Source organism: Micromonospora sp. NPDC002575 (assembly GCF_042889525.1).
In the GTDB taxonomy this organism is placed as follows: domain Bacteria; phylum Actinomycetota; class Actinomycetes; order Mycobacteriales; family Micromonosporaceae; genus Micromonospora; species Micromonospora carbonacea.
The window spans coordinates 105,034-127,698 of sequence record NZ_JBIARA010000006.1; the positions used below are offsets into that span (position 1 = coordinate 105,034).

23 protein-coding genes are annotated in these 22,665 nt (G+C 76.4%); 8 read left to right on the forward strand and 15 right to left on the reverse strand.

Annotation, left to right across the window (positions count from 1 at the left end; translation table 11 throughout):
- Positions 1-13 precede the first annotated feature (13 nt).
- From ACFYWL_RS11820 to ACFYWL_RS11830, 3 genes are all read right to left on the reverse strand, one after another.
- Positions 14-196 carry a hypothetical protein gene (locus ACFYWL_RS11820; protein ID WP_386970822.1) on the reverse strand — a complete coding sequence of 61 codons (183 nt, stop codon included), beginning with the start codon at positions 194-196 and terminating at the stop codon, positions 14-16.
- A gap of 134 nt (positions 197-330) precedes the next feature.
- Entirely contained in the window at positions 331-687 is a 357-nt protein-coding gene (locus ACFYWL_RS11825; protein ID WP_386970825.1) for a thioredoxin family protein, read from the reverse strand.
- Positions 657-1,049 carry a MerR family transcriptional regulator gene (locus ACFYWL_RS11830; RefSeq protein WP_386970828.1) on the reverse strand — a complete coding sequence of 131 codons (393 nt, stop codon included), beginning with the start codon at positions 1,047-1,049 and terminating at the stop codon, positions 657-659. The genes ACFYWL_RS11825 and ACFYWL_RS11830 overlap by 31 nt, the downstream gene beginning before the upstream one ends.
- 129 nt (positions 1,050-1,178) lie before the next feature.
- Here ACFYWL_RS11830 and ACFYWL_RS11835 point away from each other — a divergent pair, with 129 nt between their 5' ends.
- Positions 1,179-1,862: a dienelactone hydrolase family protein gene (locus tag ACFYWL_RS11835; protein WP_386970830.1), complete on the forward strand. Its 684-nt coding sequence runs from the start codon at positions 1,179-1,181 to the stop codon at positions 1,860-1,862.
- 13 nt (positions 1,863-1,875) lie between these two features.
- Here the strand turns inward: ACFYWL_RS11835 and ACFYWL_RS11840 are convergent, their stop codons facing one another.
- Positions 1,876-3,024 (reverse strand): AI-2E family transporter, encoded by a 1,149-nt coding sequence (locus ACFYWL_RS11840; protein ID WP_386970832.1) that lies wholly within the window; start codon positions 3,022-3,024, stop codon positions 1,876-1,878.
- Positions 3,025-3,238: 214 nt separating this feature from the next.
- On the opposite strand from ACFYWL_RS11840, the gene ACFYWL_RS11845 reads away from it, so the two are divergent.
- From ACFYWL_RS11845 to ACFYWL_RS11855, 3 genes are all read left to right on the forward strand, one after another.
- Positions 3,239-3,424: an antitoxin gene (locus tag ACFYWL_RS11845; RefSeq protein ID WP_386970834.1), complete on the forward strand. Its 186-nt coding sequence runs from the start codon at positions 3,239-3,241 to the stop codon at positions 3,422-3,424.
- 204 nt (positions 3,425-3,628) lie between these two features.
- A complete protein-coding gene (locus ACFYWL_RS11850) occupies positions 3,629-4,831 on the forward strand; it encodes a cytochrome P450 (RefSeq protein ID WP_386970837.1) in 1,203 nt (400 codons plus the stop codon).
- Between the two features lie 13 nt (positions 4,832-4,844).
- A complete protein-coding gene (locus tag ACFYWL_RS11855; RefSeq protein ID WP_386970840.1) occupies positions 4,845-5,093 on the forward strand; it encodes a ferredoxin in 249 nt (82 codons plus the stop codon).
- Positions 5,094-5,186: 93 nt separating this feature from the next.
- Here ACFYWL_RS11855 and ACFYWL_RS11860 read toward each other — a convergent pair whose 3' ends face one another.
- The 10 genes from ACFYWL_RS11860 to eccB all read right to left on the reverse strand — a co-directional run bounded on the left by ACFYWL_RS11860 (position 5,187) and on the right by eccB (position 14,582).
- On the reverse strand, positions 5,187-5,594 hold the full coding sequence (locus tag ACFYWL_RS11860) for a TIGR03618 family F420-dependent PPOX class oxidoreductase (RefSeq protein WP_386970843.1): 408 nt from the start codon (positions 5,592-5,594) through the stop codon (positions 5,187-5,189).
- Positions 5,595-5,666: 72 nt separating this feature from the next.
- Positions 5,667-5,999, reverse strand: a complete 333-nt coding sequence (locus ACFYWL_RS11865; protein WP_386970845.1) for a YkvA family protein — start codon at positions 5,997-5,999, stop codon at positions 5,667-5,669.
- 143 nt (positions 6,000-6,142) lie between these two features.
- Positions 6,143-6,961, reverse strand: coding sequence for a hypothetical protein (locus ACFYWL_RS11870; RefSeq protein WP_386970848.1), 819 nt, complete (start codon positions 6,959-6,961; stop codon positions 6,143-6,145).
- A 241-nt stretch (positions 6,962-7,202) separates the two neighbouring features.
- Positions 7,203-7,658: a hypothetical protein gene (locus tag ACFYWL_RS11875; RefSeq protein ID WP_386970851.1), complete on the reverse strand. Its 456-nt coding sequence runs from the start codon at positions 7,656-7,658 to the stop codon at positions 7,203-7,205.
- 140 nt (positions 7,659-7,798) lie between these two features.
- Positions 7,799-10,102: an FtsX-like permease family protein gene (locus ACFYWL_RS11880; RefSeq protein WP_386970853.1), complete on the reverse strand. Its 2,304-nt coding sequence runs from the start codon at positions 10,100-10,102 to the stop codon at positions 7,799-7,801.
- Positions 10,099-10,836, reverse strand: coding sequence for an ABC transporter ATP-binding protein (locus tag ACFYWL_RS11885; protein ID WP_386970856.1), 738 nt, complete (start codon positions 10,834-10,836; stop codon positions 10,099-10,101). Before ACFYWL_RS11885 ends, ACFYWL_RS11880 begins: the two co-directional genes overlap by 4 nt.
- Positions 10,837-10,865: 29 nt before the next feature.
- A complete protein-coding gene (locus tag ACFYWL_RS11890; RefSeq protein WP_386970858.1) occupies positions 10,866-11,390 on the reverse strand; it encodes a PadR family transcriptional regulator in 525 nt (174 codons plus the stop codon).
- 101 nt (positions 11,391-11,491) lie between these two features.
- On the reverse strand, positions 11,492-12,712 hold the full coding sequence (locus ACFYWL_RS11895; RefSeq protein WP_386970861.1) for a WXG100 family type VII secretion target: 1,221 nt from the start codon (positions 12,710-12,712) through the stop codon (positions 11,492-11,494).
- Positions 12,705-13,073: a hypothetical protein gene (locus tag ACFYWL_RS11900; RefSeq protein WP_178063090.1), complete on the reverse strand. Its 369-nt coding sequence runs from the start codon at positions 13,071-13,073 to the stop codon at positions 12,705-12,707. The genes ACFYWL_RS11895 and ACFYWL_RS11900 overlap by 8 nt, the downstream gene beginning before the upstream one ends.
- A gap of 96 nt (positions 13,074-13,169) precedes the next feature.
- Positions 13,170-14,582 carry a type VII secretion protein EccB gene (gene eccB / locus ACFYWL_RS11905; protein ID WP_386970864.1) on the reverse strand — a complete coding sequence of 471 codons (1,413 nt, stop codon included), beginning with the start codon at positions 14,580-14,582 and terminating at the stop codon, positions 13,170-13,172.
- 311 nt (positions 14,583-14,893) lie between these two features.
- On the opposite strand from eccB, the gene ACFYWL_RS11910 reads away from it, so the two are divergent.
- On the forward strand, positions 14,894-16,108 hold the full coding sequence (locus ACFYWL_RS11910; RefSeq protein WP_386970866.1) for a type VII secretion protein EccE: 1,215 nt from the start codon (positions 14,894-14,896) through the stop codon (positions 16,106-16,108).
- A gap of 149 nt (positions 16,109-16,257) precedes the next feature.
- On the opposite strand, the gene eccD is transcribed toward ACFYWL_RS11910, so the two are convergent.
- Positions 16,258-17,655: a type VII secretion integral membrane protein EccD gene (gene eccD / locus ACFYWL_RS11915; RefSeq protein ID WP_386970869.1), complete on the reverse strand. Its 1,398-nt coding sequence runs from the start codon at positions 17,653-17,655 to the stop codon at positions 16,258-16,260.
- A 201-nt stretch (positions 17,656-17,856) separates the two neighbouring features.
- On the opposite strand from eccD, the gene eccCa reads away from it, so the two are divergent.
- The 3 genes from eccCa to ACFYWL_RS11930 all read left to right on the forward strand — a co-directional run bounded on the left by eccCa (position 17,857) and on the right by ACFYWL_RS11930 (position 22,639).
- Positions 17,857-21,819: a type VII secretion protein EccCa gene (eccCa, locus tag ACFYWL_RS11920; RefSeq protein WP_386970871.1), complete on the forward strand. Its 3,963-nt coding sequence runs from the start codon at positions 17,857-17,859 to the stop codon at positions 21,817-21,819.
- A gap of 88 nt (positions 21,820-21,907) precedes the next feature.
- Positions 21,908-22,327: a YbaB/EbfC family nucleoid-associated protein gene (locus ACFYWL_RS11925; protein WP_386970873.1), complete on the forward strand. Its 420-nt coding sequence runs from the start codon at positions 21,908-21,910 to the stop codon at positions 22,325-22,327.
- A gap of 18 nt (positions 22,328-22,345) precedes the next feature.
- Complete coding sequence (locus ACFYWL_RS11930) at positions 22,346-22,639, forward strand: hypothetical protein (RefSeq protein ID WP_386970875.1); 294 nt, start codon at positions 22,346-22,348, stop codon at positions 22,637-22,639.
- Positions 22,640-22,665 lie beyond the last annotated feature (26 nt).

Genomic DNA, 22,665 nt, shown 5'->3' on the forward strand with positions numbered 1-22,665 from the left:
GACCGGGGAGGGGTCAGAACTGTCGCCCGTTGGAGGGGCGACCGGCCGCGTCGTGCGGGGCGACGGTACGCGGGTCGTCGGCGGTGCGGGCCTGCGCCGCCTCGTCCGCCCAGTCCCGGCTGCGCTCGGCGTCCCGTTCCCGCCGTTCGTCCCGCTCGGCGGTCTGCTGCTTGGACCTGTCCTGCTGTCGGGCCATGACGATCCTCGCGATCCGTCGGGGCGCGGCTGCGCCGGTGCTGCGGTCACCCCGCACCTTCCCGCTCGGCTGGGCGGCAAACGGCGGCGGCGATCTGCGGCGGGCGGCGGCCGGCCGGGTCAGGGCCGGCCGGGTCAGGGCCGCCAGGGTTCCAGGTGCCGGGCGAAGCTGAGCCGCAGGTTGCTCTTGGGGCGGGCCCCGACGGTCGAGCCGACCATCTCGCCACCGCGGAACACCAGCAGGGTCGGCAGCGACATCACCTGGTACGCCCGGGTCGTCGCCGGGTTCTCGTCGGTGTTCAGCGTGACGATGCGCAGCCGGTCGCCGAACTCCCCGGCCAACTCGGCGAGGCTCCGCGAGACCGCCACGCAGGGCGGGCACCACTCGGCCCAGAAGTCGACGACCACCGGCCGGTCGGCGGCGAGCACCGTCGCGGCGAACGAGGCGTCGGTGACGGCGGTCAGCGGGGACGTTCCCGTTTCCTGAGGCATGTTTCCTCCCGGTACGCGATGGCCTGGGCGAGTTGGTCGTGCAGTTGCCGCCGCACCGCGCCGAGCCGGTCGAGGTAGGCGTCGACCTCGGCCAGCTTGCGGCGCAGCACGGCCACCGAGTCCGGGCAGACGTCCCCCGAGGCGTGCCCGGCCCGGAGGCAGGCCACGAACGGCCGGATGTCGTCCAGGCCGAAGCCCACCGCGAGCAGGGCCCGGATCTCGTGTACGACCCGCAGCTCCGCCTCGTCGTAGACGCGGTAGCCGTTGGCGGAGCGCCGGGGCCGGACCAGCCCCTGCGACTCGTAGTACCGCAGGGTCCGGGTGCTCGTGCCGGCGCGCTCCGCCAGCTCACCGATCAGCATCCGACCTCCTCCACCCGTCGCTGACCGCCACGCTAGACCTTGCCGCCGATGTCAAGGCAACGGCGAATCCCGGCCGCCGGGGCGGGTAAGCGGCACCGGACGAGGCGGAAGCCGTGGGGAGGGTGTGCGATGGCGACGCGCGGACAGGTGGGCACGACGACCCGGGGCGGCGAGGTCACGATCCCGGTGGGCGACGCCGGGCTGCCGGCCGACGTGCTGGTCCCGGCCGGGGCCACGGGTGTCGTGCTCTTCGCGCACGGCAGCGGCAGCTCCCGGCGCAGTCCCCGGAACAGGGCCGTGGCGGGGGTGCTGAACGAGCGGGCGCTCGGCACGGTGCTGGTGGACCTGCTCACGCCGGAGGAGGACCGGGTCGACGCCCGCACCGCCGAACTCCGGTTCGACATCGGGCTGCTCGCCGACCGGCTGGCCGCGATCGTCGACTGGATGGGCGTCGAGCCGACGCTGGCCCGGTTGCCGGTGGGTCTGTTCGGCGCGAGCACCGGCGCCGCCGCCGCGCTGGTCGCCGCGGCGGCCCGTCCCGAGCGCGTCCGGGCCGTGGTCTCCCGGGGCGGCCGGCCGGACCTGGCCGGCCGGGCCCTGCCCCGGGTGGCCGCCCCGACGTTGCTGCTGGTGGGTGGCCTGGACGAGCAGGTGATCACGCTCAACGAGCAGGCGATGGCGGAGCTGGGCGAGGCGGGCGAGCTGCGGGTGGTGCCCGGGGCGACGCACCTGTTCGAGGAGCCGGGCACCCTGGAGCAGGTCGCCGAGGCGGCGGCCGACTGGTTCGCCACCCACCTGCGCCCGCCCGCCTGACGGGCCACCGGTCTCAGGCGGGCGCGGGCGGCCGTGCGGCGGCGGCCTGCCGGTGCCGCTGCACGGTGTCGATCACCCGGTACGCGACCGCCGTGACCGGCACCGAGACGAACGCCCCGGCGATGCCGGCGATCAGCGTGCCGGCCGTCACCGCCACCAGGACCACCGCCGGGTGCAGTTGGACCTGCCGCTTCATCACCAGCGGCTCCAGCAGGTTGCCCTCGATCTGCTGTACGGCGATCACGGCGGCCAGCGTGAGCAGCGCGACGGTCGGCCCCTTCGCGGCGAGCGCCACCAGCACCGCCACCGCCCCGGCCACGGTAGCCCCGATGATGGGGACGAACCCGCCGAGGAAGGTGATCAGGGCCAGCGGCAGGGCGAGCGGCACCCGGAGCACCACCAGGGCCAGGCCGATCCCGAGCGCGTCGATCGCCGCGATGATCATCGTCCCCCGGCTGTACGCGCCGAGCGTCCGCCAGCCCACCCGGCCGGCCTCGGCGGCGACGTCCCGGTTGGGGCCGGCCGTGCGGCGTAGCACCCAGTGCCACATCGAGCGGCCGTCCTTGAGCAGGAAGAAGAGCAGCACCAGGGAGAGCAGGACGGAGCCGGCGACCTCGGCGGCCGTCCGCGCCCCGCCGACCGGGTCGGGGGCGCCACCGCCCAGCCCGTCCCGGGTCTGCCGGATCAGCTTGTCGAGCTGGGCGTCGGTGACCGGGAGGGTGGAGGTGACGAAGTCCCGCGTCCGCTGGAGACCCTGGTCCAGCTCCTGGCTCAGCTCGCCGAACTGGCTGGCGGTCAGGTTCCACACCAGCACCCCGACGCCGACCAGGACGCCGAGCAGGAACAGCACGGTGAGCAGGGCGGCCAGCGCCGCCGGCAGCCGGAGCCGGCGCAGCAGGAGCAGCACCGGGTCGAGCAGGGCGGTGAGGAACAGCGTCGCGGCCAGCGCGATCGCCAGCGGAGCCAGCAGCACGGCGATCTTCCCGACCAGGTAGAGCCCGGCGACGACCACCACCAGGCAGGCGCTCCACAGCACGGCCGAGCGGACCAGCCACGGCAGCCCGGCCCACGCCTGGCGCGGCACCGTCCCGCCTGCGTCGACCGTGACCCGCCCGGCGTGTTCCCCGTCGTCCGTCGTACCCACGGCACCGTCGTCGACCACGTCAGCCTCCCACTCTCGGCGAGGTCCCCGTACCCGAACGCCGCCTCCCCGACACCCGCCCCACCTCGTACCAATCTTGGACAGTTGTCGTTCGGGCGGAACGCGAACTGTCCGGCTGGCGCGGGGCCGGTCCGGCGGCGGTTTGTGCGGGTTGCGGCAGGGAACGCCGCCACCAGGGAATCAGCGGAGGGACCCAGCAGAGGGGGAGAAGCGCGTGAGTGACTTCATGGACAAGGCCAAGGACGTCGCCGACAAGCACGACAAGCAGGTCGACCAGGGCATCGAGAAGGCCGGCGACATGGCCGACCAGCGCAGCGGCGGCAAGTACGACAAGCAGATCGACAAGGGTGTCGACATGGCCCAGCGGCGCACCGGCGAGGGCGACACCTCGCCACGCTGACCTGGGCCCGCCTGCGGTCCCGGGCCGCCGCGCCGAGGCGGCCCGGGACCGCAGCGCGACCCGGCACCGGAAATCCGGCCCCGCTCACTGGCCGACCATCGAACACTCTCGCTACGATCCGTATTCGGGGCATGACTCCAGGTGGGCTGCCCCGGCGGACCGGGCGGCCCGACGGCGGGGCCGCGGACGAGAGGAAGTCATCCGGTGACCGATACATCCGAGGCGACGATCCCGCACTACCCGTTCAGTGCCCCCGACCGGCTCGACCTCGATCCGCGCTACGCCCGGCTGCGCCGCGACGAGCCGCTGATCCGGGTCCGCCTGCCGTACGGCGAGCCGGCCTGGCTGGCCACCCGGCACGCCGACGTGCGTACCGTGCTCGGTGACGCCCGATTCAGCCGGGCCGCCGCCGTGGGGCGCGACGAGCCACGCAACACCGCTCGGCAGATCCAGGGCGGCATCCTGTCCATGGACCCGCCCGACCACACCCGCCTGCGCCGGCTCGTGGCGCGTGCGTTCACCGCGCGGCGGGTCGAGGAGCTGCGCCCCCGCACCCGGCAGGTGGCCGACGAACTGGTCGGCAACCTGCTCGCCGCCGGCCCGCCGGCCGACCTGGTGGAGCACGTGGCCACCCCGCTGCCGATCCGGGTCATCTGCGACCTGCTCGGTGTGCCGGTCGCCGACCAGGACCGGTTCCACACCTGGTCGGAGGCGATCGTCTCGACCACCTCGCTGAGCCAGGAGCGGATTCAGCAGTACATCGACAACCTGTTCGCGTACATGGGCGAGCTGATCGCGCGGCGGCGCGACGAGCCCACCGACGACCTGATCGGCGCGATGGTCCGGGCCCGCGACGCCGACGACCGGCTCAGCGAGGAGGAGGTGGTCCAGCTCGCGGCGGGGCTGCTCGCCGCCGGCCACGAGACCACCGTCACCCAGATCCCCAACTTCGTGTACGTCCTGCTGCACCACCCCGACGAGTGGGCCCGGCTGCTGGCCGACCGGACGCTGGTCCCCAGCGCGGTCGAGGAGCTGATGCGGTTCGTGCCGCTCGGCGCGACCAGCGCCTTCGCCCGCTACGCGAAGGAGGACGTCGAGATCGGTGGGGTGCTCGTGCGCGCGGGCGAGCCGGTGATCGTGTCGATCCCGTCGGCCAACCGGGACGAGACGGTCTTCGCCGACGCCGACCGGCTCGACCTGGGCCGGGAGGTCAACCCGCACCTGGGCTTCGGGCACGGCGTGCACCACTGCGTCGGCGCCCAGCTCGCCCGGATGGAGCTCCAGGTGGTGCTGGACACCCTGCTCGACCGCACTCCGGGGCTGCGCCTGGCGGTGCCCGAGCCGGAGCTGACCTGGAAGAGCGGCCTACTGGTACGCGGCCTCACCGCGATGCCGGTGGCCTGGTGAGGGGGAGGATCAGGTGAGCGTGGAGGAAGGACAGCCCGGCCCGGGGTGGCGGCTGCACGTGGACCCGACGCGGTGCATCGGCTCGGGCATCTGCGCCGGGACGGCACCCAGGCACTTCGGCCTGGTGGACGGGCTGTCCCGCCCGCTGGCCGAGCGGGTGGCCCCGGCGCAGGCGGTGCTCGACGCGGCCGACTCCTGCCCGATGGAGGCGATCCTCGTCTCCGAGGCGGACAGCCGCCGGCAGATCGCCCCCGAGCCCTGACCGTCGACACACCGTCCCGCTAGGAACGATCGGCACGCCGCCGCCTGCCGGGTCGCCCGGGAAGGACCCGGCAGGCAGCGACCGTCCGAACGGTCAGAGGCTGCCCAGCACCCGGGTCACGGCGATCTCGATGACGACCCGCTGCGGGTTGGGGCGCGGGACGCGGTAGCGCTCGGCGTACCGGCGCTCGGCCTCGGCGACCGCCGCCGCGTCGGCGCGCAGCACCGCCCGACCCTCCACGGTCAGCCAGCGCCTCCCGTCGACGTGACAGACCGCCACCGGCGTGCCCGCCGCGCCGGCCGCCGCGACGTGCCGGGCCTTGGCCGACGTGCCCGACGTGATCACCCGGGCCAGGCCGGCCGCCGGGTCGAGGGTCATCCCGACCGGCACGACGTGCGGGGTCCCGTCGGCGCGCAGCGTCGTCAGGGTGGCCAGGTGCCGTTCCCGGCAGAACGCGAGGACCCGTTCGTCGTGGATGCCCAACCGATGGTCGCCCGGCATTGTCCCGCCCCTGTCCGATCCCGCCGCACCATGCCGCCCCCTGGGCGGGGGCCGACTCCGATCATGGCACGCTCAGCCGACCGGGCGGCGGCTCCTGCTCGCGTCGGGCCCGGGCTGGCCGGGAAGCTGCCGCTGGGCGGCGCGGTGCTGCCGGACCAGCCGGCCCAGGTAGAGCAGGGCGGCGGCGAGCACCCCGATGTCGTCCAGGTAGATCGGGTCGGGGAGCACGTCGATCGGGAAGATGGTGTAGGCCAGCGCGCCCCAGAAGGCGACCTTGCCGCCGACGCCCAGCGTGCCGAGCAGCTTTCGGGTGCGGACCACCCGCACGGCCAGCACGACGGCGCCGACGAGCGTCGCCGCCGCGACGAGGCCGGCGACCACCAGCAGCCAGGTGCGCTCCGTCATGCGCCCACGCTAGCCGACGGGGCGCAAGGAAGGGCCCCCTGTTAACGCCTGCGGTAGAGAAGGGTCCCCTTCTCACCCCACGCGGTGCGCGAGCGGCGCGGGCCGGCCGGGGTGCGCGAGCGGCGCGGGCCGGCCGAGGCGGGTCACACCGGGACGGCGGCCCGGCCCCTCGCCACGGCCGGCTTCTGCCGGGCGACCACCGGCATCTCGCGGGTCTGCTCGGCGGCCGGCGACGGCTCGTCGGCCACCCCGGGCAGCAGCGACGACTGCTCCTGCGGGGCGGGCACGGTCGCGGCGAACGCCTCGTCGCGCAGGCTGCGCGCGGCGACGGCGGCCTGCTCGGCGGCCCGCCAGGCGGCCTGCTCCCGCTCCCGGGCGGCCTCCTGCCGGGCGCGCAGGTGGTCGCGTACGGCCCGGCGCAGCACCAGCTCCTGGTCGACCGGGTGCAGCCGGGGGTCCCACCCGTTGCGGTGCGCGAACACGTCGCTCAGCTGCTCCTCCGACAGCTCCCGCCGCCAGTACGCGTCCAGCGCGGCCCGGTGCAGGTAGCGCTCGCGGTCGGCGTACTCGGCGGGGGTGCGCCCGGTGTGCGGACGGGGCAGGGCCGTGGCGGCGGCCAGCCGGCGGACGTCTGCCTCCGCGGCCTCGTACGCCTGCCAGGCGGCCTCCACCTCATCCTGTGCGGACAGCCACTCGGCCCGCATCCGCCGGGCGGTCGCCGCCGCCCGTTCCGCCGCAGTCGCCACCTCGTCGGCGTACCGGCGCTGGGCCCGCTCCTCGGCGGCCTCCTCCAGGAGGCTGGGCATGGCGGCCTCGCGGATCCGCCCGCCGATCACGGAGCGGAACAGGTCGGGCCGGGCGACCAGGCCGGCCACGGCGACGACGGCGAGGACGAGCAGGGCCAGCCAGATCGCGGCGGCCCGGGGCACGTCGAGCAGGACGGAGGAGAGCGCGGTCTGCATGAGGGGCACCTCGGATGGGGCGAAGTGGACTGTCGGTCGGGGCCCGCGGGCGCGGGCGGGGCCGCGCGTCGACCGGTGCCGGACGGAACCCGCCGGGGCCGTCACCGGTGCGGGTGGCGGCGGGCGGGGTCGTCGGCGGCGCGGGGCGCGGCCGGCGGTGGGCTCGCGGCGGGCCGGTGCGGTGCCGGCGCGGCGGTGCGACGCCGGGGCAAACCGGATCGGCGGCCGGCGGCGGCCCGGTTCAGTGCCGGGGCGGCCCGCGCCGGACGACGGCGCCGGCGGCCGGGTCGACTGCGGGCCGGTCGGCCGGGACGGCCGCCACGGGCCCGCCCACCGGGGCGGGGACCGGCCGCCGCGCGTCGCCGACGACCGGGCGGGACTGCGGGGCGGGCGAATCGGTGCGCGGCTCGGCCGTCGCGCCGGGGCCCAGCGAGTCGACCCGACTGGCCACCACGACGGGGTGGGCCGGGCCGGTGGCCGCGGACGCCACGGCGGGGGCGCCGGCCGGCAGGGCGGCGACCCCGCCGAGGCCGACGGCGAGGACCAGGGCGGTCAGCGCGAGGCGACCCAACTCCCCGATGCGGCGCAGCGTCGACCGCCACGAAAGACGGGACCCGCGCAGCGTCGACCGCCACGAGAGGCGGGACCCGCGCAGCGTCGCCGGCAGGGACGGCCGGGCGAACGCTGCGGACTGCACGACACCAACCTATCGCCGATGCGGGCCGTCCGCAGCCTCGGCGGGCGGCCCGACTGGTGACCCGGGCCACGACCCGTCGCTGTGGACAGAGGAGCCCCCGCCGGGATACGACGGCCGCGCCCCCACCGCCCGGCCCGGTGTCACTCGGCCCGCAGGCCCTCCGGCCGGGTCAGCCGCCACAGGGCGGGCAGGCTCGCGCCGGTGACCAGCAGCACCACGCCGCCGCCCAGGGCGGCACCGAGGCCCACCACCGGCCAGCTCACCGAGACCGGCGCGCCGACCATGCGCAGCAGCACCGCCCCGAGGCCAAGGCCGAAGGCGACGGCGAGGCCGAGCCCGACGAGCACCGGCACGGCCGCCTGCCACAGCACCGACAGCCCCAGCGTGCGGCGCGGGGTGCCGACGGCGGCGAGCATGGCCAGCAGGCGGCGGCGCTCCCGCAACTGTTCGAGCACGCCGACGAGCATGCTCGCGCCGAGCAGCAGCAGGGTCACCGCGACGCCGACGACGAGGCCCCGCTTGACGTTGACGAACTGCGTGGCCTGGCGTTCCTCCTCCAGCGTGGTGACCTGGGCGCGCAGGTCCACCTCGGCGGCGGCGTTGCGGACCCGTTCCAGCGCGTCGGGGTCGGCCGGGTCGAGGCTGAGCAGCGCCTGCGCTCGCAGTCCCGTCCAGGCGGCGTCGGCCGCGCCGGGGGTGACCAGCAGGCCCGCGCCGATCCAGCCGGCGGGGTCCGGTGTCGCCGGCACGGTGCGCAGCCGCCGCGGCAGGGTCCAGGCCGTCTCGTTCGGGCTCACGGTCACCCGGTCGCCGGGGCCGAAGCCGGTGAGCTGCCGCTCGCCGGCCGGCGGTTGGGCGAGAAAGACGTCCCCGTCGGCGCAGGGGCCGAGCCGGGCGTACTCAGCCAGCGCGGCGCAGTCGCCGATGCGGACGTCGGTGGTGTCGGACACGCTCCTGCCGAGCGCGAAGGTGGTCGACGTGCCCGCGCTGCGGACCACGCCGGGGGCGGCGGCCAGCCGGGCCAGCGCCGCGCCGGGGTCGGGCAACTCGTCGAAGGTGACGATCGCCTGGGCCCGGGTGGTGTCCTGGCCGGTGGGGGTGGTGAATCGCGCCTCCACCCCGGCGACGAGCATCTGCAGGCCGATGCTGCCCGCCACCGCCACCGCCACGCCGCTGACCAGACGCGCGGAGGTGGCGCTGTCCAGTTGCAACCGGCGCACCGCGAGCTGCCAGGGGACCGGGCCGCCGCGCAGCCGGCGTACGGCGAGGTCGACCAGCCAGGGCAGCAGGGTGACCGTGCCGACCAGCAGCAGCACCGCCCCGGCCGCCACCTGGTAGTCGGCGGCGTCGGCGCGGTCCTCGCCGACGCCGGTCAGCGGGTAGAGCAGGGCCAGCCCGGCGGCCGGCAGCAGCAGCCGCCACCACAGGCGGCGACGCACGGCCGGGCCCTGGCGGCTCACCCCGAGGGGCTCGACGACGACCCGGCGCAGCGCGACGAGCGCCACCAGCACGGCGAGCACCGGCACCGCGACCGCGACCGCCGCCACCAGGGTCGGGGTGGGGCGCAGGTCCGCCGCGTACACGCTGATGTTGCGGAGGGTGACCAGCGGTGCGAGCTGGCGGCCGGCGGCGAAGAGGACGCCGCCGACGGCGAGGCCGAACACCGCGCCGGCCGCCGCCTCGCCCGCGGCGATCCGACGGACCATCGCCGTGTCCGCGCCGAGCAGGCGCAGGGCGGCGAGCCGGCGGTCCCGGCGGTCCCCGCCGAAGCGGACCGCCGCGCCGACGAAGACGACGATCGGCAGCAGCAGCACCACGACGACGACCACGACGAGGACCATCAGCACGGGCGAGAACTCCTCGCCGGGCTCCCCGCCGCCGAAGTGGTCGATCCGTGCGGCCCGCTGGTCGGTCAGGTCCGCGCTGCCGAGATAGAAGGCCAGCTCACCGGGGCCGGCGAGGCCCTGCGCGCCGATCGTGCCGGCGATCCGCGCGCCGCCGAGCCGGGGCGCGAACAGCGGGCCGTCGGGCGAGTCGAGCAGGTCCCGCAGCGCCGGGGAGACGACCACCTCGCCGGCCCCGGGCAGCCGGGTCAGCCCCGGCGGCACCGGCGCGGCCGGCCCCTCGGCGCGCACGATCCGGCCGCGCACCGGGCGGTCCCGGAAGTCGGTGTAGGCGGGGGCGACGAGCAGGGTGTCGGCCGCGGCGACCTGCTCGGGTCGCGACCCGGTGTCGTTGCGGGCCTCGTTGCGGGCCGCCCGGGCGTCGAGCGCGCCCGGCACGGCGGCGGCCAGCAGCAGCATGGCCACCCCGATGCCGACGCCGAGCGCGGTCAGCGCGGCCCGCGTCCACCCGTCCCGGCCGCCGGTGACGGCCATCCGCGCGCCCAGCCACAGGTCGGCCAGCACCCGGCCGCGCCGGCCCGGCTTACGCGGCCCGGTCACGCGGCCGGCTCCAGGCTGCGGGTGCGGCCGTCGCGCACCACGACCTCCCGATCCGAGTACGCGGCCACCCGCGCCTCGTGGGTCACCAGCACCACGGCGGCGCCGGTGTCCCGGGCCGCCCCGGTCAGCAGCCGCATCACCCGCTCGCCGTGCAGCGAGTCCAGCGCGCCGGTCGGCTCGTCGGCGAAGACGACCCGGGGGCCGCTGACCAGCGCCCGGGCCACGGCGACCCGCTGGCCCTGCCCGCCGGAGACCTCGCCGGGGCGCTTGCCGGCCACGTCGGCGACCTCCAGCCGGCCGAGCCACTCGGCGGCGCGCCGCTCCGCCTCCCGCCGGCCGACCCGCTCCAGCCGCAGCGGCAGGGCCACGTTCTCCAGGCAGGTCAGCTCGGGCACGAGCTGCCCGAACTGGAACACGAAGCCGAACTGCCCCCGGCGCAGGGCGCTGCGCTCCCGGTCGGACATGGCGGTCAGGTCCGCGCCCCGGTAGGTCACCCGCCCCGAGTCGGGGCGGACGATGCCGGCGAGGCAGTGCAGCAGGGTCGACTTGCCGGAGCCGGAGGGGCCCAGCACCGCCAGCACCTCGCCGGCCCGGACGGTCAGCGACGCCCCGGCGAGCGCCGGGGTGGGGCCGAAGGCCCGGTGCAGCTCCTCGGCGACGAGCAGGTTCTCCGCCGGGGTCCGCCGGTCGTGGCCGTCCGCCGTCGTTCCGCCGTCGACGCGCGGGCCCGTCATCGCCGCACCGTTGTCGGCGTAAGCGCCCGTCATCGCCGCACCGCCTCGGCCAGCTCGTCCAGCCGGGCCGCCGTCAGCTCCAGCCAGCGCAGGTCGGCCTCCAGGTGGAACAGGGCGTGGTCGCAGATGAGCCGCTCGGCCAGGTCGCCGGAGTCGCGACGCCGGGTCAGCTCGCGCATCAGCCGCAGGTGCTCGGCGCGCTGCGTGTCGAGCAGGTCGGCGGCGGAGCGGCCGGTGAGCAGCGCCAGCACCACCTTGGTGTAGAGGACGCTCTGCAGGTACGGCTCGGGCTTCTCCGGCTGGGACAGCCAGCGCCGCACGTCGGTCACCCCGGCCTCGGTGATCGCGTACCGCTTGCGGTCGGGGCCCTCGCCGGCCTCGACCGAGTCCACCTCGACGAGGCCGTTGCGCAGCAGCCGGGACAGGGTGGCGTAGACCTGGCCGAAGTGCAGCGGGCGGGCCTGCCCGAAGCGCTCGTCGTAGGCGCGTTTCAGGTCGTAGCCGTGGCGGGGGGTGGACTCCAGGAGCCCTAGGAAGGTCTGACCGATCGACATGGCCGCGACTATACACACCGCGTATACACATGGTGGATAGGCAGGTCGGAAAAGGGGCCCTCCCCGATGGGGAGGGCCCCGCAGCCTGCGCGGTGGAAGCGTCAGCCGGCGTCGAGCACCGGCGGCGCGCCCGGGTCGCCGTCCCGCCAGACCATGTCGTCCTCCGTCAGCCAGGTCAGCCGCTCGTCGGACTCGTCGTCGTCGGCCCGCCCGCGCCCGCCGAGCACGCCCGCCCGGCCCCCGCCCGTGCCGTTGGCGCCCACCCGGCCCACGCCCGTGGCGGCCCGGTGCTCGGCCCCCGCCAGGCCACCCGCCGGCCGGGCCGCCACCGTCGCGCCGGTGCGGGCCGACCCGGCCAGCGAGCCGGTGCCGCCGCCGAGCACGCCGACCGGCGCCCCGGCGGGCGCGCCGAAGAGCAGCCCCGCCCCGGCGCCGGCCGACGCGGCGGCCGTCACGCCACCCGCCGTGCCCACCGTGCCCACCGAGCCCGCCGGCACGCCGCCGCCGGGCGCCGCAGCGCCGGCAAGGGACGTGCCCGTGTCGAGGCCCGTGCCGCCGGCCCCGTCCGTGCCGCCCGGCGACGCCGAGCCGTCGTGGCCCCCGCCCGCCGGCTGCGTGTCCGGCCCGTCCGACAGGCCACCCGGGGCGTCCACCGTCGCGTGACCCGTGGTCGGGGTGCCGAAGCCGCCGCGCGGCGCGCTCCTCGGCGCGTGGGCCCCGGGACCGGCCGACGGCGTCGACGTCCTGGTGCTCGGGTCGTCCGGCAGGTCGCCGTCCGGCGGCGGCGGGTCGACCAGCCGGCCGTACGCCGACAGGTCGTAGCCGGCGGCCAGCTCGGCGACCACCTGGACCATCCGCCGGTGCGCCTTCTCCTGCTCGGCCTTGTCCTGCTTGTGCCCGAGGAAGCCGCCGACGATCGCGCCCGGCAGGCCCCCGGTGAGGCCGCCCGTGATCGCCCCGGAGACCGTCTTGTCGTGGTCGTCGGTCTCGGCCGGGCTCTCCGCCTGCTTCTGCGCGGCGCGCAGGTCGGTGGCCATCAGCGTCAGCCCCTGGCGCACGTCGGCCATCCCCTCGGAGAGGGTCGTGGAGTAGTCGACGATCAACGACACCCGCCGCTGGAACTCCCGGCCGGCGTCGCCCGTCCAGCCGTTGGCCAGCTTCTCCAGGTCGGCGCGCAGGTCGCGGGCGAGGTCGTCGAGGGTGCCCTTCATGGAGCTCCAGCTGGTGGCGAGGCCGTCGATCTGCTCGGGGTCGCCGGCCCGCACGGCGTCGTACAGCCGCTGGTGGCTGACGTTCTCGTAGCGCGCGGTGTACTCAGACACGAGGGTCGTCCCTCCCGTTCAGCGCGTCGTCGACCCCGGTGAGCGCGGCGGCGATGTCGGCGGCGTTGGCCGCGTTGCGCGCCTCCGTGGTCCGGTAGTTGGTCAGGATCGTGCCGGTCGCGCTCTGCGCCGCCTTCACCGCGTCGCGAAGCCGCTCGACCCGCTGCGCGTAGCTCGTCTGGAGCGCCGAGTAGCGGCGGGCGTTGCTGGTCGCGTCGGCGAACGTGCCCAGATCCGGCGGCCGGCACTGCAACTCGGTGGTCAGCTTCCTGAGCACGGCCTCGGCCTCGCTGAGCCGCGCGGCCAACCGTCGCTGGAAGTCCTCCAGGGACAGTACGTCGACTGTCGTGCGCCCGGTCATGGCATTCCCCGTACGTCGTCGATAACCGTTGGCGAGGATCAGGTTAGTGGACGGCGACCAGACGGGGCGACCCGTGACGACGGCCCGCGGCGGCGCCTACGTGCCCGGGGCGAAGTAGGCGAGCGCGTCCTCGCGCTCCAGGGCGGGGCCCGTCGGGATCAGGGCCAGCAGCGACGCGGGCACCGCCAGCGGCTGCACCCCGCCGTAGCCGAGGGCGGTCAGCGCGTCGCCCGACCGGGTGCCCAGCGGGTGGCGTACCCCCTGGGCGGTGACCAGGTAGACCGTCGAGCCCGGCGCGCCCGCGCCGCTGTCCCCGGAGCCCGGGGCGGCCTGGACCAGCACGCCCCTGCCGCCCGGCAGCAGCACCTGTTCGGCGGTGCGGACCGCGTCGCGCGCCCCCTGCCGGACCGGGGCCGCGGCCGGGCCGGTCAGCTCGGTCGGCACCCGGTCGAAGACCTCCAGCGTGGTGGTGGGCGGCGCGTCGGCCGTCGGCCTGCGGTAGGTGGCGCAGAGCACCGTCCGGCCGGCCTGCACCGGGTGCAGCGCCGGCAGCTCGCGCGGCGTGCCCTCCGGCTCCACCCGCTGCCGGGTCAGCAGCCGGCCGGCCTGGTCCGGGGTGATGTCGGTGATCCGGCCGCCGTCGCGCAGCAGCAGGAGGGCGCTGACCTCGCCGATCGACGCCAGCCCGTCCCGGGTCAGCACGTAGTGCTGGCCGGCGGCCCGGAACACGTCGCCGACCCGGGCCGGCCCGTCGCCCACGGTCTGCCGGCTGGTCTCGCCGTCGCCGGGCAGCTGCGGCTCGCGGAGCACCGGCCCCGCCGGCACGGCGTTGAGCAGTTGCTCGCCGACCGTGAGCGTGGTGGCCCCGGCCATCCGCAGCGCGGCGGTCGCCGGGTCCCCGCCGGCGATCCGCAGCCGGGCGTCGCCGGTGAGCAGGTAACGCCGGTCGTCCACGGTGGCCAGCACCGCCCGGTCGCCCAGCGGCGTGCCGCCGGAGAGCGGCCGGTCGATCACCACGTGCGTGGTCGACCGGCCGGGAGCGGCCGGGTCCGGCACGTCGCAGACCGACCAGGGCAGCCCGACCAGCGCCTTCCGGTCGGGCAGCGCGTCCGGCGCGCCGACGATCCCGACGGTACGCCCGCGCGGCCGGTCCGCGATGGACGCCCGCGACATCGTCCGCACCGTCGGGTCCGCCTCGTCGAGGACGAGCCGGGCCGAGGCGTAGTTCAGGGTCGGGTGCAGCAGGCCGTCCACGTAGACGTACGTCGCCCCGGTCTCCCGCTCGATCACCAGCGTGTTCGCCTCCAGCGGCGCGGCGTTGCCGGTGAGCTGGCCGTACGCGCCGACGCCGCCGAGCACCACCGCCGCGGCCACCACGCTGCCGACCACCGCCAGCCCGAGCCGCCGCATCGGCAGGTTCGTCGTCTCGGGGTCGCCGGAGAGCAGCGCGGAGACGATCCGGCGGGTGACGAAGCGGTACGCCTGCACCTGGTCGCGGCGGGTCCGCATGGGCTACCTCCGGCGGCGGGGTCGGGCCGCGACGGTCGGGTTCGACGGCGGCTCGGGCCGCCACGACCGGTTCCGACGGCGGGTGGGGCCGTGGCGATCAGGTCGGAGCTTCGCCACGGGCTTCCCTACGATAAGGGGCCGCCGGCCGGTCACCGGGGGCCACCGCCCGGGACGGGGTGACCCCTACCCGGGACGGGTGACCCCTGTCCGGGGAGGGGGCGACCCCTGTCCGGGGACGGGCGACCGCCGGGACGGGGGCAGCCGGCCGCACCGGCTGCCAGGAGAGCCGCTGTCGAGAAGGGACGCCACCGATGCCGCAGGTCCAGGCGCCGCCCGGTCGTACGGCCGCGCCACCCGGTCGTACGGCCGCCGGCCCGACCGATCCGCCCGCCCGGCCCGCGCCGCCCGACCGCGCGGTGGTCCCCGCCGACCGGCGCAGCCGGGGCCGGCTCGGCCCGGTCGTCGTCGGCCAGCTCGTCGTGGCGGAGCTGGCCGCGCTGGCCTGCTACGCCGCGCTCGGCGGCCCCACGTGGCTGGCCGCCGTCGTCGGGGTCGTCGCGGTGGCCGCCGTCGCCGCCGCCTTCGCCCGTCGGGGCGGCCGTTGGTGGTACGAGGACCTGCTGCTGCGCCGCCGGCTGCGGTTGCGCCGGGAGGAGGCCCGGGCGGCGGCGGGCGGCGGCACGGGCGAGGCCCGGTTGGCCGTCCTCGCCCCCGAGCTGACCATGATCGAGCTGACCGAGCGCGGCACCCGCCTCGGCGTCGGCCAGGACGTCCGGGGCTGGTTCGCCGCCGTGGCGCTGGATCCGCCGCCCGGCGCGCCCGCCGGCTCGATCGACGCGGCGGCGGTGGACCGGGCGCTGGCCGTGCTCACCGAATTCACCGCGCCGGTGTCGCTGGCCCAGGTCGTCTCGCACACCCTCGTCTGGTATCCGACGCCCGGCGCGTCACCGGCCGCCCACCGCACCGTCTGGGTCGCCGTGCGGCTGTCCGTACGCGACGCCCGCGCCGAGGCGGTGACCCGGGGCGGCGGGACGCTCGGCGTGCACCGCACCGTCGCCGCGGCGGTCGGCCGGCTCGGCAAGGCGCTGCACGCCGCCGGCCTGGGCCACCGGGTCCTGGGCCGGGACGAGCTGCGCGCCGCGCTGGTCTCCGGGGCCGGGCTGGACCTGACGCCCGAGCCGCAGGCCGAGACCTGGACCGGGCTGCGCGGCGGCGGCTGGACCCAGCGCTGCCTGGCCCTGCGCGCCCGCGCCGGTGCCACCTGGGGGCCGCTGGTGGACGCCGTCACCGCCACCGCCGCGCCGTCGCACACGTTCGCGGCGGTGGTCCGCCCCGGCGATCGGCCCGGCCCGCCACTGCTGCGCGTCGCCGCCCCGGCCGACCACGTCGAGGCGCTGGTCACGGTGGTCCGGGACGTGGCACGCCGCGCCGGCACCCCGGCCCGGCCGCTGGACGGCGAGCACGGCCCCGCCGCCTGGGCCGCCGCCCCGACGGCCCGCCGCGTAATCGACCACCGCCCCACCTGACCCCACCCACCCGCCCACCCCCCGCCCAACCCGGTGATCAAGAGGTTTGCGTCAGATTCCTCGCCGCCGCTGACGCAAACTTCTTGATCAACTCCGGCAGGGGGAGGGGGAGGGGGAGGGCGGAGGGGGGAGGCGGGGGCAGGGGTGGGTCAGGGGCGGAGGTTGACTATCCAGCCGTAGAGGCCGCAGACCCAGACCGCCAGGGGGACCAGGGAGATGATCAGCAGGACCTCGACGATGTCCAGCAGGCGTCCCCAGACCGGCGAGATGCGTTTGCCCGCCACGGTCAGCCCGTAGATCAGGCTGACCACGGCCGTCGCCACCAGCCCGCCGAGGACCACGCCGAGCCGGACGGCCGCGCCGCCCGCGGCGAAGGTGGCCGCCGCGGTGAGGCCCAGCCCGAGGCCGCCGGCCAGCAGCACCGGCACGCGCTGGGCGCGACCGAGGAACGGCCGGGCGCGCAGCAGCGACAGCAGGGCCAGCACCAGGCCGAGCAGCACCGCCGGCAGCCGGCCGTCGAGGGCGAGCACGACCTCCCCGCCCAGCACCAGCAGGGCGACCGTCCACAGCAGGCCGGTGAGGAACTCGTCGGCCCGCTCGCTGCGCCGCAGCACGCTGCGGCCGTCGACGGTCTCCGTGTCGGTCTTCAGGTCGTCCGGGCCGGTCGGGATGGACGGCACGGGCAGCCGGGCCAGCCGGTACGCCGCCATCGGCAGGGCCGGCAGGGTGGCGAACGCGACCGTCGCGACCACCGCGGCGGCGGCCGGCGCGCCCACCGAGAACACCAGGCTCACCACCGCCCCGAGGCCCACCGCGCCGCCGACGGCGACCGCGCCGAAGAACAGCGGCAGGCGGTCGCCGACCGCCAGCGCGGCGACCGCGCCGAACACCACCACGGCGGTCGCGGCGAGCAGCACGTGCGGGCTGGACAGCTCGCCCAGGCCCCGGTCGCCGGCCAGCACCAGCAGGCCGCCGACAGCGGCGTGCCCGAGGCCGACCAGGGCCAGCACCGCGCCGGTGTGGCTGTCGCCGGCCGCCCGGGACAGCACGGCCGCGCCGACCAGCAGGGCGACCGCCACCAGCAGGGCGGCGATCGCGCCGGGCAACTGCGGCGGTCCCGCGAACAGCGCCGCCAGCGCGCCGGCCGACAGCGCCGCCGCCGCGAACAGCACCGCGAACGACCGGCTCGTGCTCACCTGCCAGCTGCCGGGGCGCTGGTTCGTGGCGGTCGCCACCGCGTCCACCACGTCGTCGAAGACGATCTCCGGGGCCGCCGCCGCGCGGGGGTTGAAGTAGAGCACCTCGCCGTCGCGGACGCCGAGCTGCGCGGCCGTACGGCCACCGTCGAGGGGCTGCCCGCCGAGCCGGGCCAGGCTCCAGCCGCCGTGCCGCACCCCCTCGTCGGCGAGGTCCTCACCGGCGTACCGCAGCAGGGTCGGCAGCAGGTCCGCCAGCGGCACGTCGGCGGGGAGGGCGAGGTCCATCCTGGTCCGGGGCGCCACGATGGTGACCCGGCTCAGGCCGCCGGCCGCCGTCCTCGTCGCCACTGTGGCCTCCTCGCGTTCGCCTGCGTTCCACCCGCCCGGGCCGCCGCCGAAGCGGGTCCTCGACGCCCACCGGAGATTACCTACGATGGCCCCCACGTACGATGCCCACCCGACGGCCCGCGCCCGGTCGTCGCGCCGCCCCGGCCGCACGTCACGCCGCGCCGGCCGGCGTCCGGGCCGCTTCTGGGGGAGGAGAACGCCGTGAGCACCGTCGTGTTCCGTCGGCTTCCGCGTCAACCGGGGCCCGCCCTGCCGCGCGGCGAGGTGCTGCTCGAATCCCCGCCGGAGCTGCCGGAGCCGACCCCCCGGGGCATGGGCCAGCTGCTGATGATCCTGCCGATGGTCTGCGGCGTCGGCGCGATGGCGTTCCTCTACGCCGGCCGGGGCGGCGGCATGATGACGTACGTCGCGGGTGGGCTCTTCGGGGTTTCCATGCTCGGCATGGCGATCGGCTCGCTGAGCAACGGCGGCAACGACAAGGCCGAGCTGAACGCCGAGCGCCGCGACTACATGCGCTACCTGGCCCAGATGCGCAAGCGCACCCGGCGCGCGGCCGAGCAGCAGCGGGCGGCCATGACCTGGCGGCACCCGGAGCCCGACGCGCTCTGGTCGATCGCCGCGTCCCGCCGGCTGTGGGAACGCCGCGTCACCGAGGACGACTTCGGCGAGGCGCGGATCGCGATCGGCCCGCAGCGGCTGGCGGTGGAGATCGTGCCGCCGGAGACGAAGCCGGTGGAGGACCTGGAGCCGATGAGCGCGATCGCGCTGCGCCGGTTCGTCCGCGCCCACTCCACGGTGCCGGACCTGCCCACCGCGCTGTCGGTGCGGGCGTTCTCCCGGGTGGTGCTGCGCGGCGAGCGGGAGCCGGTGCTCGACCTGGCCCGGGCGACGATCGGTCAGCTCGCCACCTTCCACGCCCCGGACGACCTGGTCGTCGTCGTGGTCGCCGCCGAGGACCGGCAGCCGGCGTGGGACTGGGTGAAGTGGCTGCCGCACGCCCAGCACCCCGGCCGCACCGACGCGGCGGGGGCCCGCCGCCTGGTCTTCGCCACCCTCGCCGAGGCCGAGGAGTCCCTCGCCGACGAGCTGGCCGGTCGGGCCCGGTTCAGCCCGGACGCCAAGCCGCTGACCACCGCGCCGCACCTGGTCGTGGTCGTCGACGGCGGCGAGGTCGCCGCCACCTGCCAGCTCACCGGGCCGAGCCTGCTCGGCACCACAGTCGTGGACCTCTCCGGGGCCGTCCCCCGCGACGCCGGCCGCTGGCTGCTCTGCCTCGACGTCGGCGACGGCACCGCCGTGGACCTGGTCCGGGGCGCGACCACCACCCGGCTCGGCCGCCCCGACCGGCTCACCGTCGCCGCGGCCGAGGGGCTGGCCCGGCAGCTCGCCCCCTACCGGCTCTCCCAGCAGCAGGCCGGCGCGGAGGAGCCGCTGGCCCGCAGCACCGAGCTGCCCGACCTGCTCGGCGTCGGCGACGCCGCCACCGTCGACGTGCGGCACACGTGGCGACCGCGCAGCCACCGCGACCGGCTGCGCATCCCCCTCGGCGTCGGCCCCGACGGCAGCGTCGTCGAGCTGGACTTCAAGGAGTCCGCGCACGAGGGCATGGGCCCGCACGGCCTGGTCATCGGCGCGACCGGCTCCGGCAAGAGCGAGCTGCTGCGTACGGTGGTCGCCGCCCTCGCGGTCACCCACTCCTCGGAGGAGCTGAACTTCGTCCTGGTCGACTTCAAGGGCGGCGCGACGTTCGCCTCCCTGGACGCGCTGCCGCACACCAGCGCGGTGATCACCAACCTCTCCGACGAGCTGCCGCTGGTCGACCGGATGCGCGACGCCCTGGCCGGCGAAATGAACCGCCGCCAGGAGGTGCTGCGGGCCGCCGGCAACTACGTCTCCCGCTACGAGTACGAGAAGGCGCGGGCCGCCGGCGAGCCGCTGGATCCGATGCCGAGCCTGCTCATCGTCTGCGACGAGTTCAGCGAGCTGCTCGCCGCGAAGCCCGACTTCATCGACCTGTTCGTGATGATCGGCCGGCTGGGCCGGTCGCTGGGCGTGCACCTGCTGCTGGCCAGCCAGCGGCTGGAGGAGGGGAAGCTGCGCGGCCTCGACACGCACCTGTCGTACCGGATCGGCCTGCGCACCTTCTCGGCGGTGGAAAGCCGCATCGTGCTCGGCGTGCCCGACGCGTACGAGCTGCCCAGCGCCCCCGGCCACGGCTACCTCAAGACCGACACCGCCACCATGCTGCGGTTCCGCGCCGCGTACGTGTCCGGCCCGTACCGGGCCCCGGGCGAGCAGGCGCGCTCGGCGCAGGCGCTGGTGCGCCGCCGCATCGTCCCGTACGGCACGGAGTTCGTGCCGGCGCCCGCCCCGGACCTGGCGGCGGAGCCGGTGGCCGAGCCGGAGCAGCCGGCCGAGGGCAAGGCCGTGGCGATGCTCGACGTGCTGATCGGGCGGCTCGCCGGCCAGGGCCGCCCCGCCCACCAGGTGTGGCTGCCGCCGCTGTCGGAGCCGCCGAGCATGCTGGACCTGCTCGGCCAGCTCGCCGTCGACCCGACGTACGGCCTGACCACCGCCGGCTGGGCGGGCCGGGGCCGGCTCACCGTGCCGGTCGGCGTGGTCGACCGCCCGTACGAGCAGCGGCGCGACCCGATGATGGTGGAGCTGGCCGGCGCGGGCGGCAACGTGGTGATCGTCGGCGCGTCGCTGTCCGGCAAGAGCACCCTGCTGCGGTCGCTGCTCGCCTCGCTGGCGCTCACCCACACCCCGCGCGAGGCGCAGTTCTTCTGCCTCGACTTCGGCGGCGGGGCGCTGCGCAGCCTGGAGGGGCTGCCGCACACGGCGGGGGTGGCCGGCCGGCGGGACACCGAGGCGGTCCGCCGCACGGTCGCCGAGGTGGTCGGGATCATCGACGAGCGGGAGCAGCGGTTCGCCCAGCACGGCATCGACTCGGTGGCCGCGTACCGGCGTCGCCGGGCGGCCGGCGAGTTCGCTGACGACCCGTTCGGCGACGTGTTCCTCGTGGTCGACGGCTGGAACACGCTGCGCCAGGAGTACGAGGAGCTGGAGCAGACCATCACCAACCTGGCCAACCGGGGGCTGGGCTTCGGCATCCACGTGGTGATCACGGCGGTGCGCTGGGCGGAGATCCGGATCAACCTGCGCGACCTGCTCGGCACGAAGCTGGAGCTGCGGCTCGGCGACGCCGCCGAGTCGGAGATCGACCGGCGGGCCGCGCAGAACGTGCCGGAGAAGAACCCCGGGCGCGGCCTGACCCGCGACAAGCTGCACTTCCTGGCGGCGGTGTCGCGGATCGACGGCCGCCGCGACGTCGACGACCTGACGGAGGCGTCGGTCGCCCTGGCCGGGCACGTGGCGCGGGCGTGGCCGGGCGCGCCCGCCCCGAAGGTACGGCTGCTGCCGCGCCGGCTGCCGCTGGCCGAGCTGGCCCGGGTGGCCGACCGTTCCGCGCCGGGCCTGCCGATCGGGGTCAACGAGTCGGCGCTCGCCCCGGTCTACCTGGACCTGGCCAGCGAGCCGCACCTGACGGTGTTCGGCGACGCCGAGTGCGGCAAGACCAACCTGCTACGGGTGATCGCGAAGGGGATCGTCGAGCGCTACACCCCGGCGCAGGCGCGCCTGGTCATCGCCGACTACCGGCGCGGCCTGCTCGGCGCGGTCGAGGGCGAGCACCTGCTCGACTACGCCCCGTCCAACCAGGTCTTCGCCCAGGGCCTCGCGTCGATCCGCAGCGCCCTGTCCAACCGGCTGCCCGGCCCGGACGTCACCACCGCCCAGCTTCGCGACCGGAGCTGGTGGAAGGGGCCGGACCTCTACATCCTGGTGGACGACTACGACCTGGTCGCCTCCGGCGGCAACAACCCGCTCAGCGCGCTGCACGAGCTGCTGCCGCAGGCCCGCGACATCGGCCTGCACCTGATCGTCACCCGCCGCGTCGGCGGCGTGGCGCGGGCGCTGTACGAGCCGGTGCTGCAACGCCTGCGCGAGCTGGACTCGCCCGGCCTGCTGATGTCCGGCGCCCGGGAGGAGGGGCCGGTCTTCGGCACGCTGCGCCCGAGCCCGCAGCCGCCGGGCCGGGGCACGCTGGTGCGCCGGCGCGACGGCCAGCAGCTCATCCAGACGGCCTGGTCCGAACCGGCCTAGGCCGCGTTCCGTCAGGGCTGGGGACGGACGCCGGATGACCCGGTCGGGTAGCGTCGGGCCGATCGTCGGTTGTGCAGAGAGGACCGTGGTGAGCACCTCGGGGGGATACGGCGGCGTCGGCGGCGCCGTCGAGAGCATGCTGCGCCAGGCGCAGGAGCAGCAGCGTCGGCTGGCCGAGTTCCAGCGGCAGCGCGCCGAGCTGCGGGTGACGGGGGAGAGCCCGGACGGCCTGGTCCGGGTCACGGTCGACGGCGAGATGAAGGTCGGCGACATCGAGATCAACGCCCGGGCGATGCGGCTGGACAGCTTCTCCCTCGCGGAGTCGCTCCAGGCCGCGATCGACGCGGCGTACGCGGCCTTCGGCGAGCACCAGCAGGAGCTGCTCACCGAGATGCTCGGCGGCTCCGAGCTGGTCCGGCAGGCCCAGGCCGGCACCCTGACCCCGGAGGACTGGTTCCGCCGGTTCGGGGTGGACCTGGGCGACCCGTTCCGCGGCCTGCGCCGCTGAGCCCGGCAGGGAGACACGATGGCGAACAAGGTCGACGTCGACGCGATCCGCAAGGCGAGCCAGAAGCTCGACGCCCCGGACGGCCCGATCCAATACCTGCGCAACGTGCAGTCGCTGCTGGAGAGCGTGAAGCTGCCGTCCGGGTCGCTGACCCTCTTCGGTGGCGCGACCGTCGAGGCGCACAACGCCTCGGTCGACGGCCACCTGGACAACGTGAAGACCGGCATCGAGCACCTGCACCGAGCGGCCCAGCAGCTCGAACAGACCGCCAAGAACTGGGAGAAGTCGGATCAGCCCTGGGTGGTCAAGTGACCGGCCGGGCACACGACGGGGGGCAG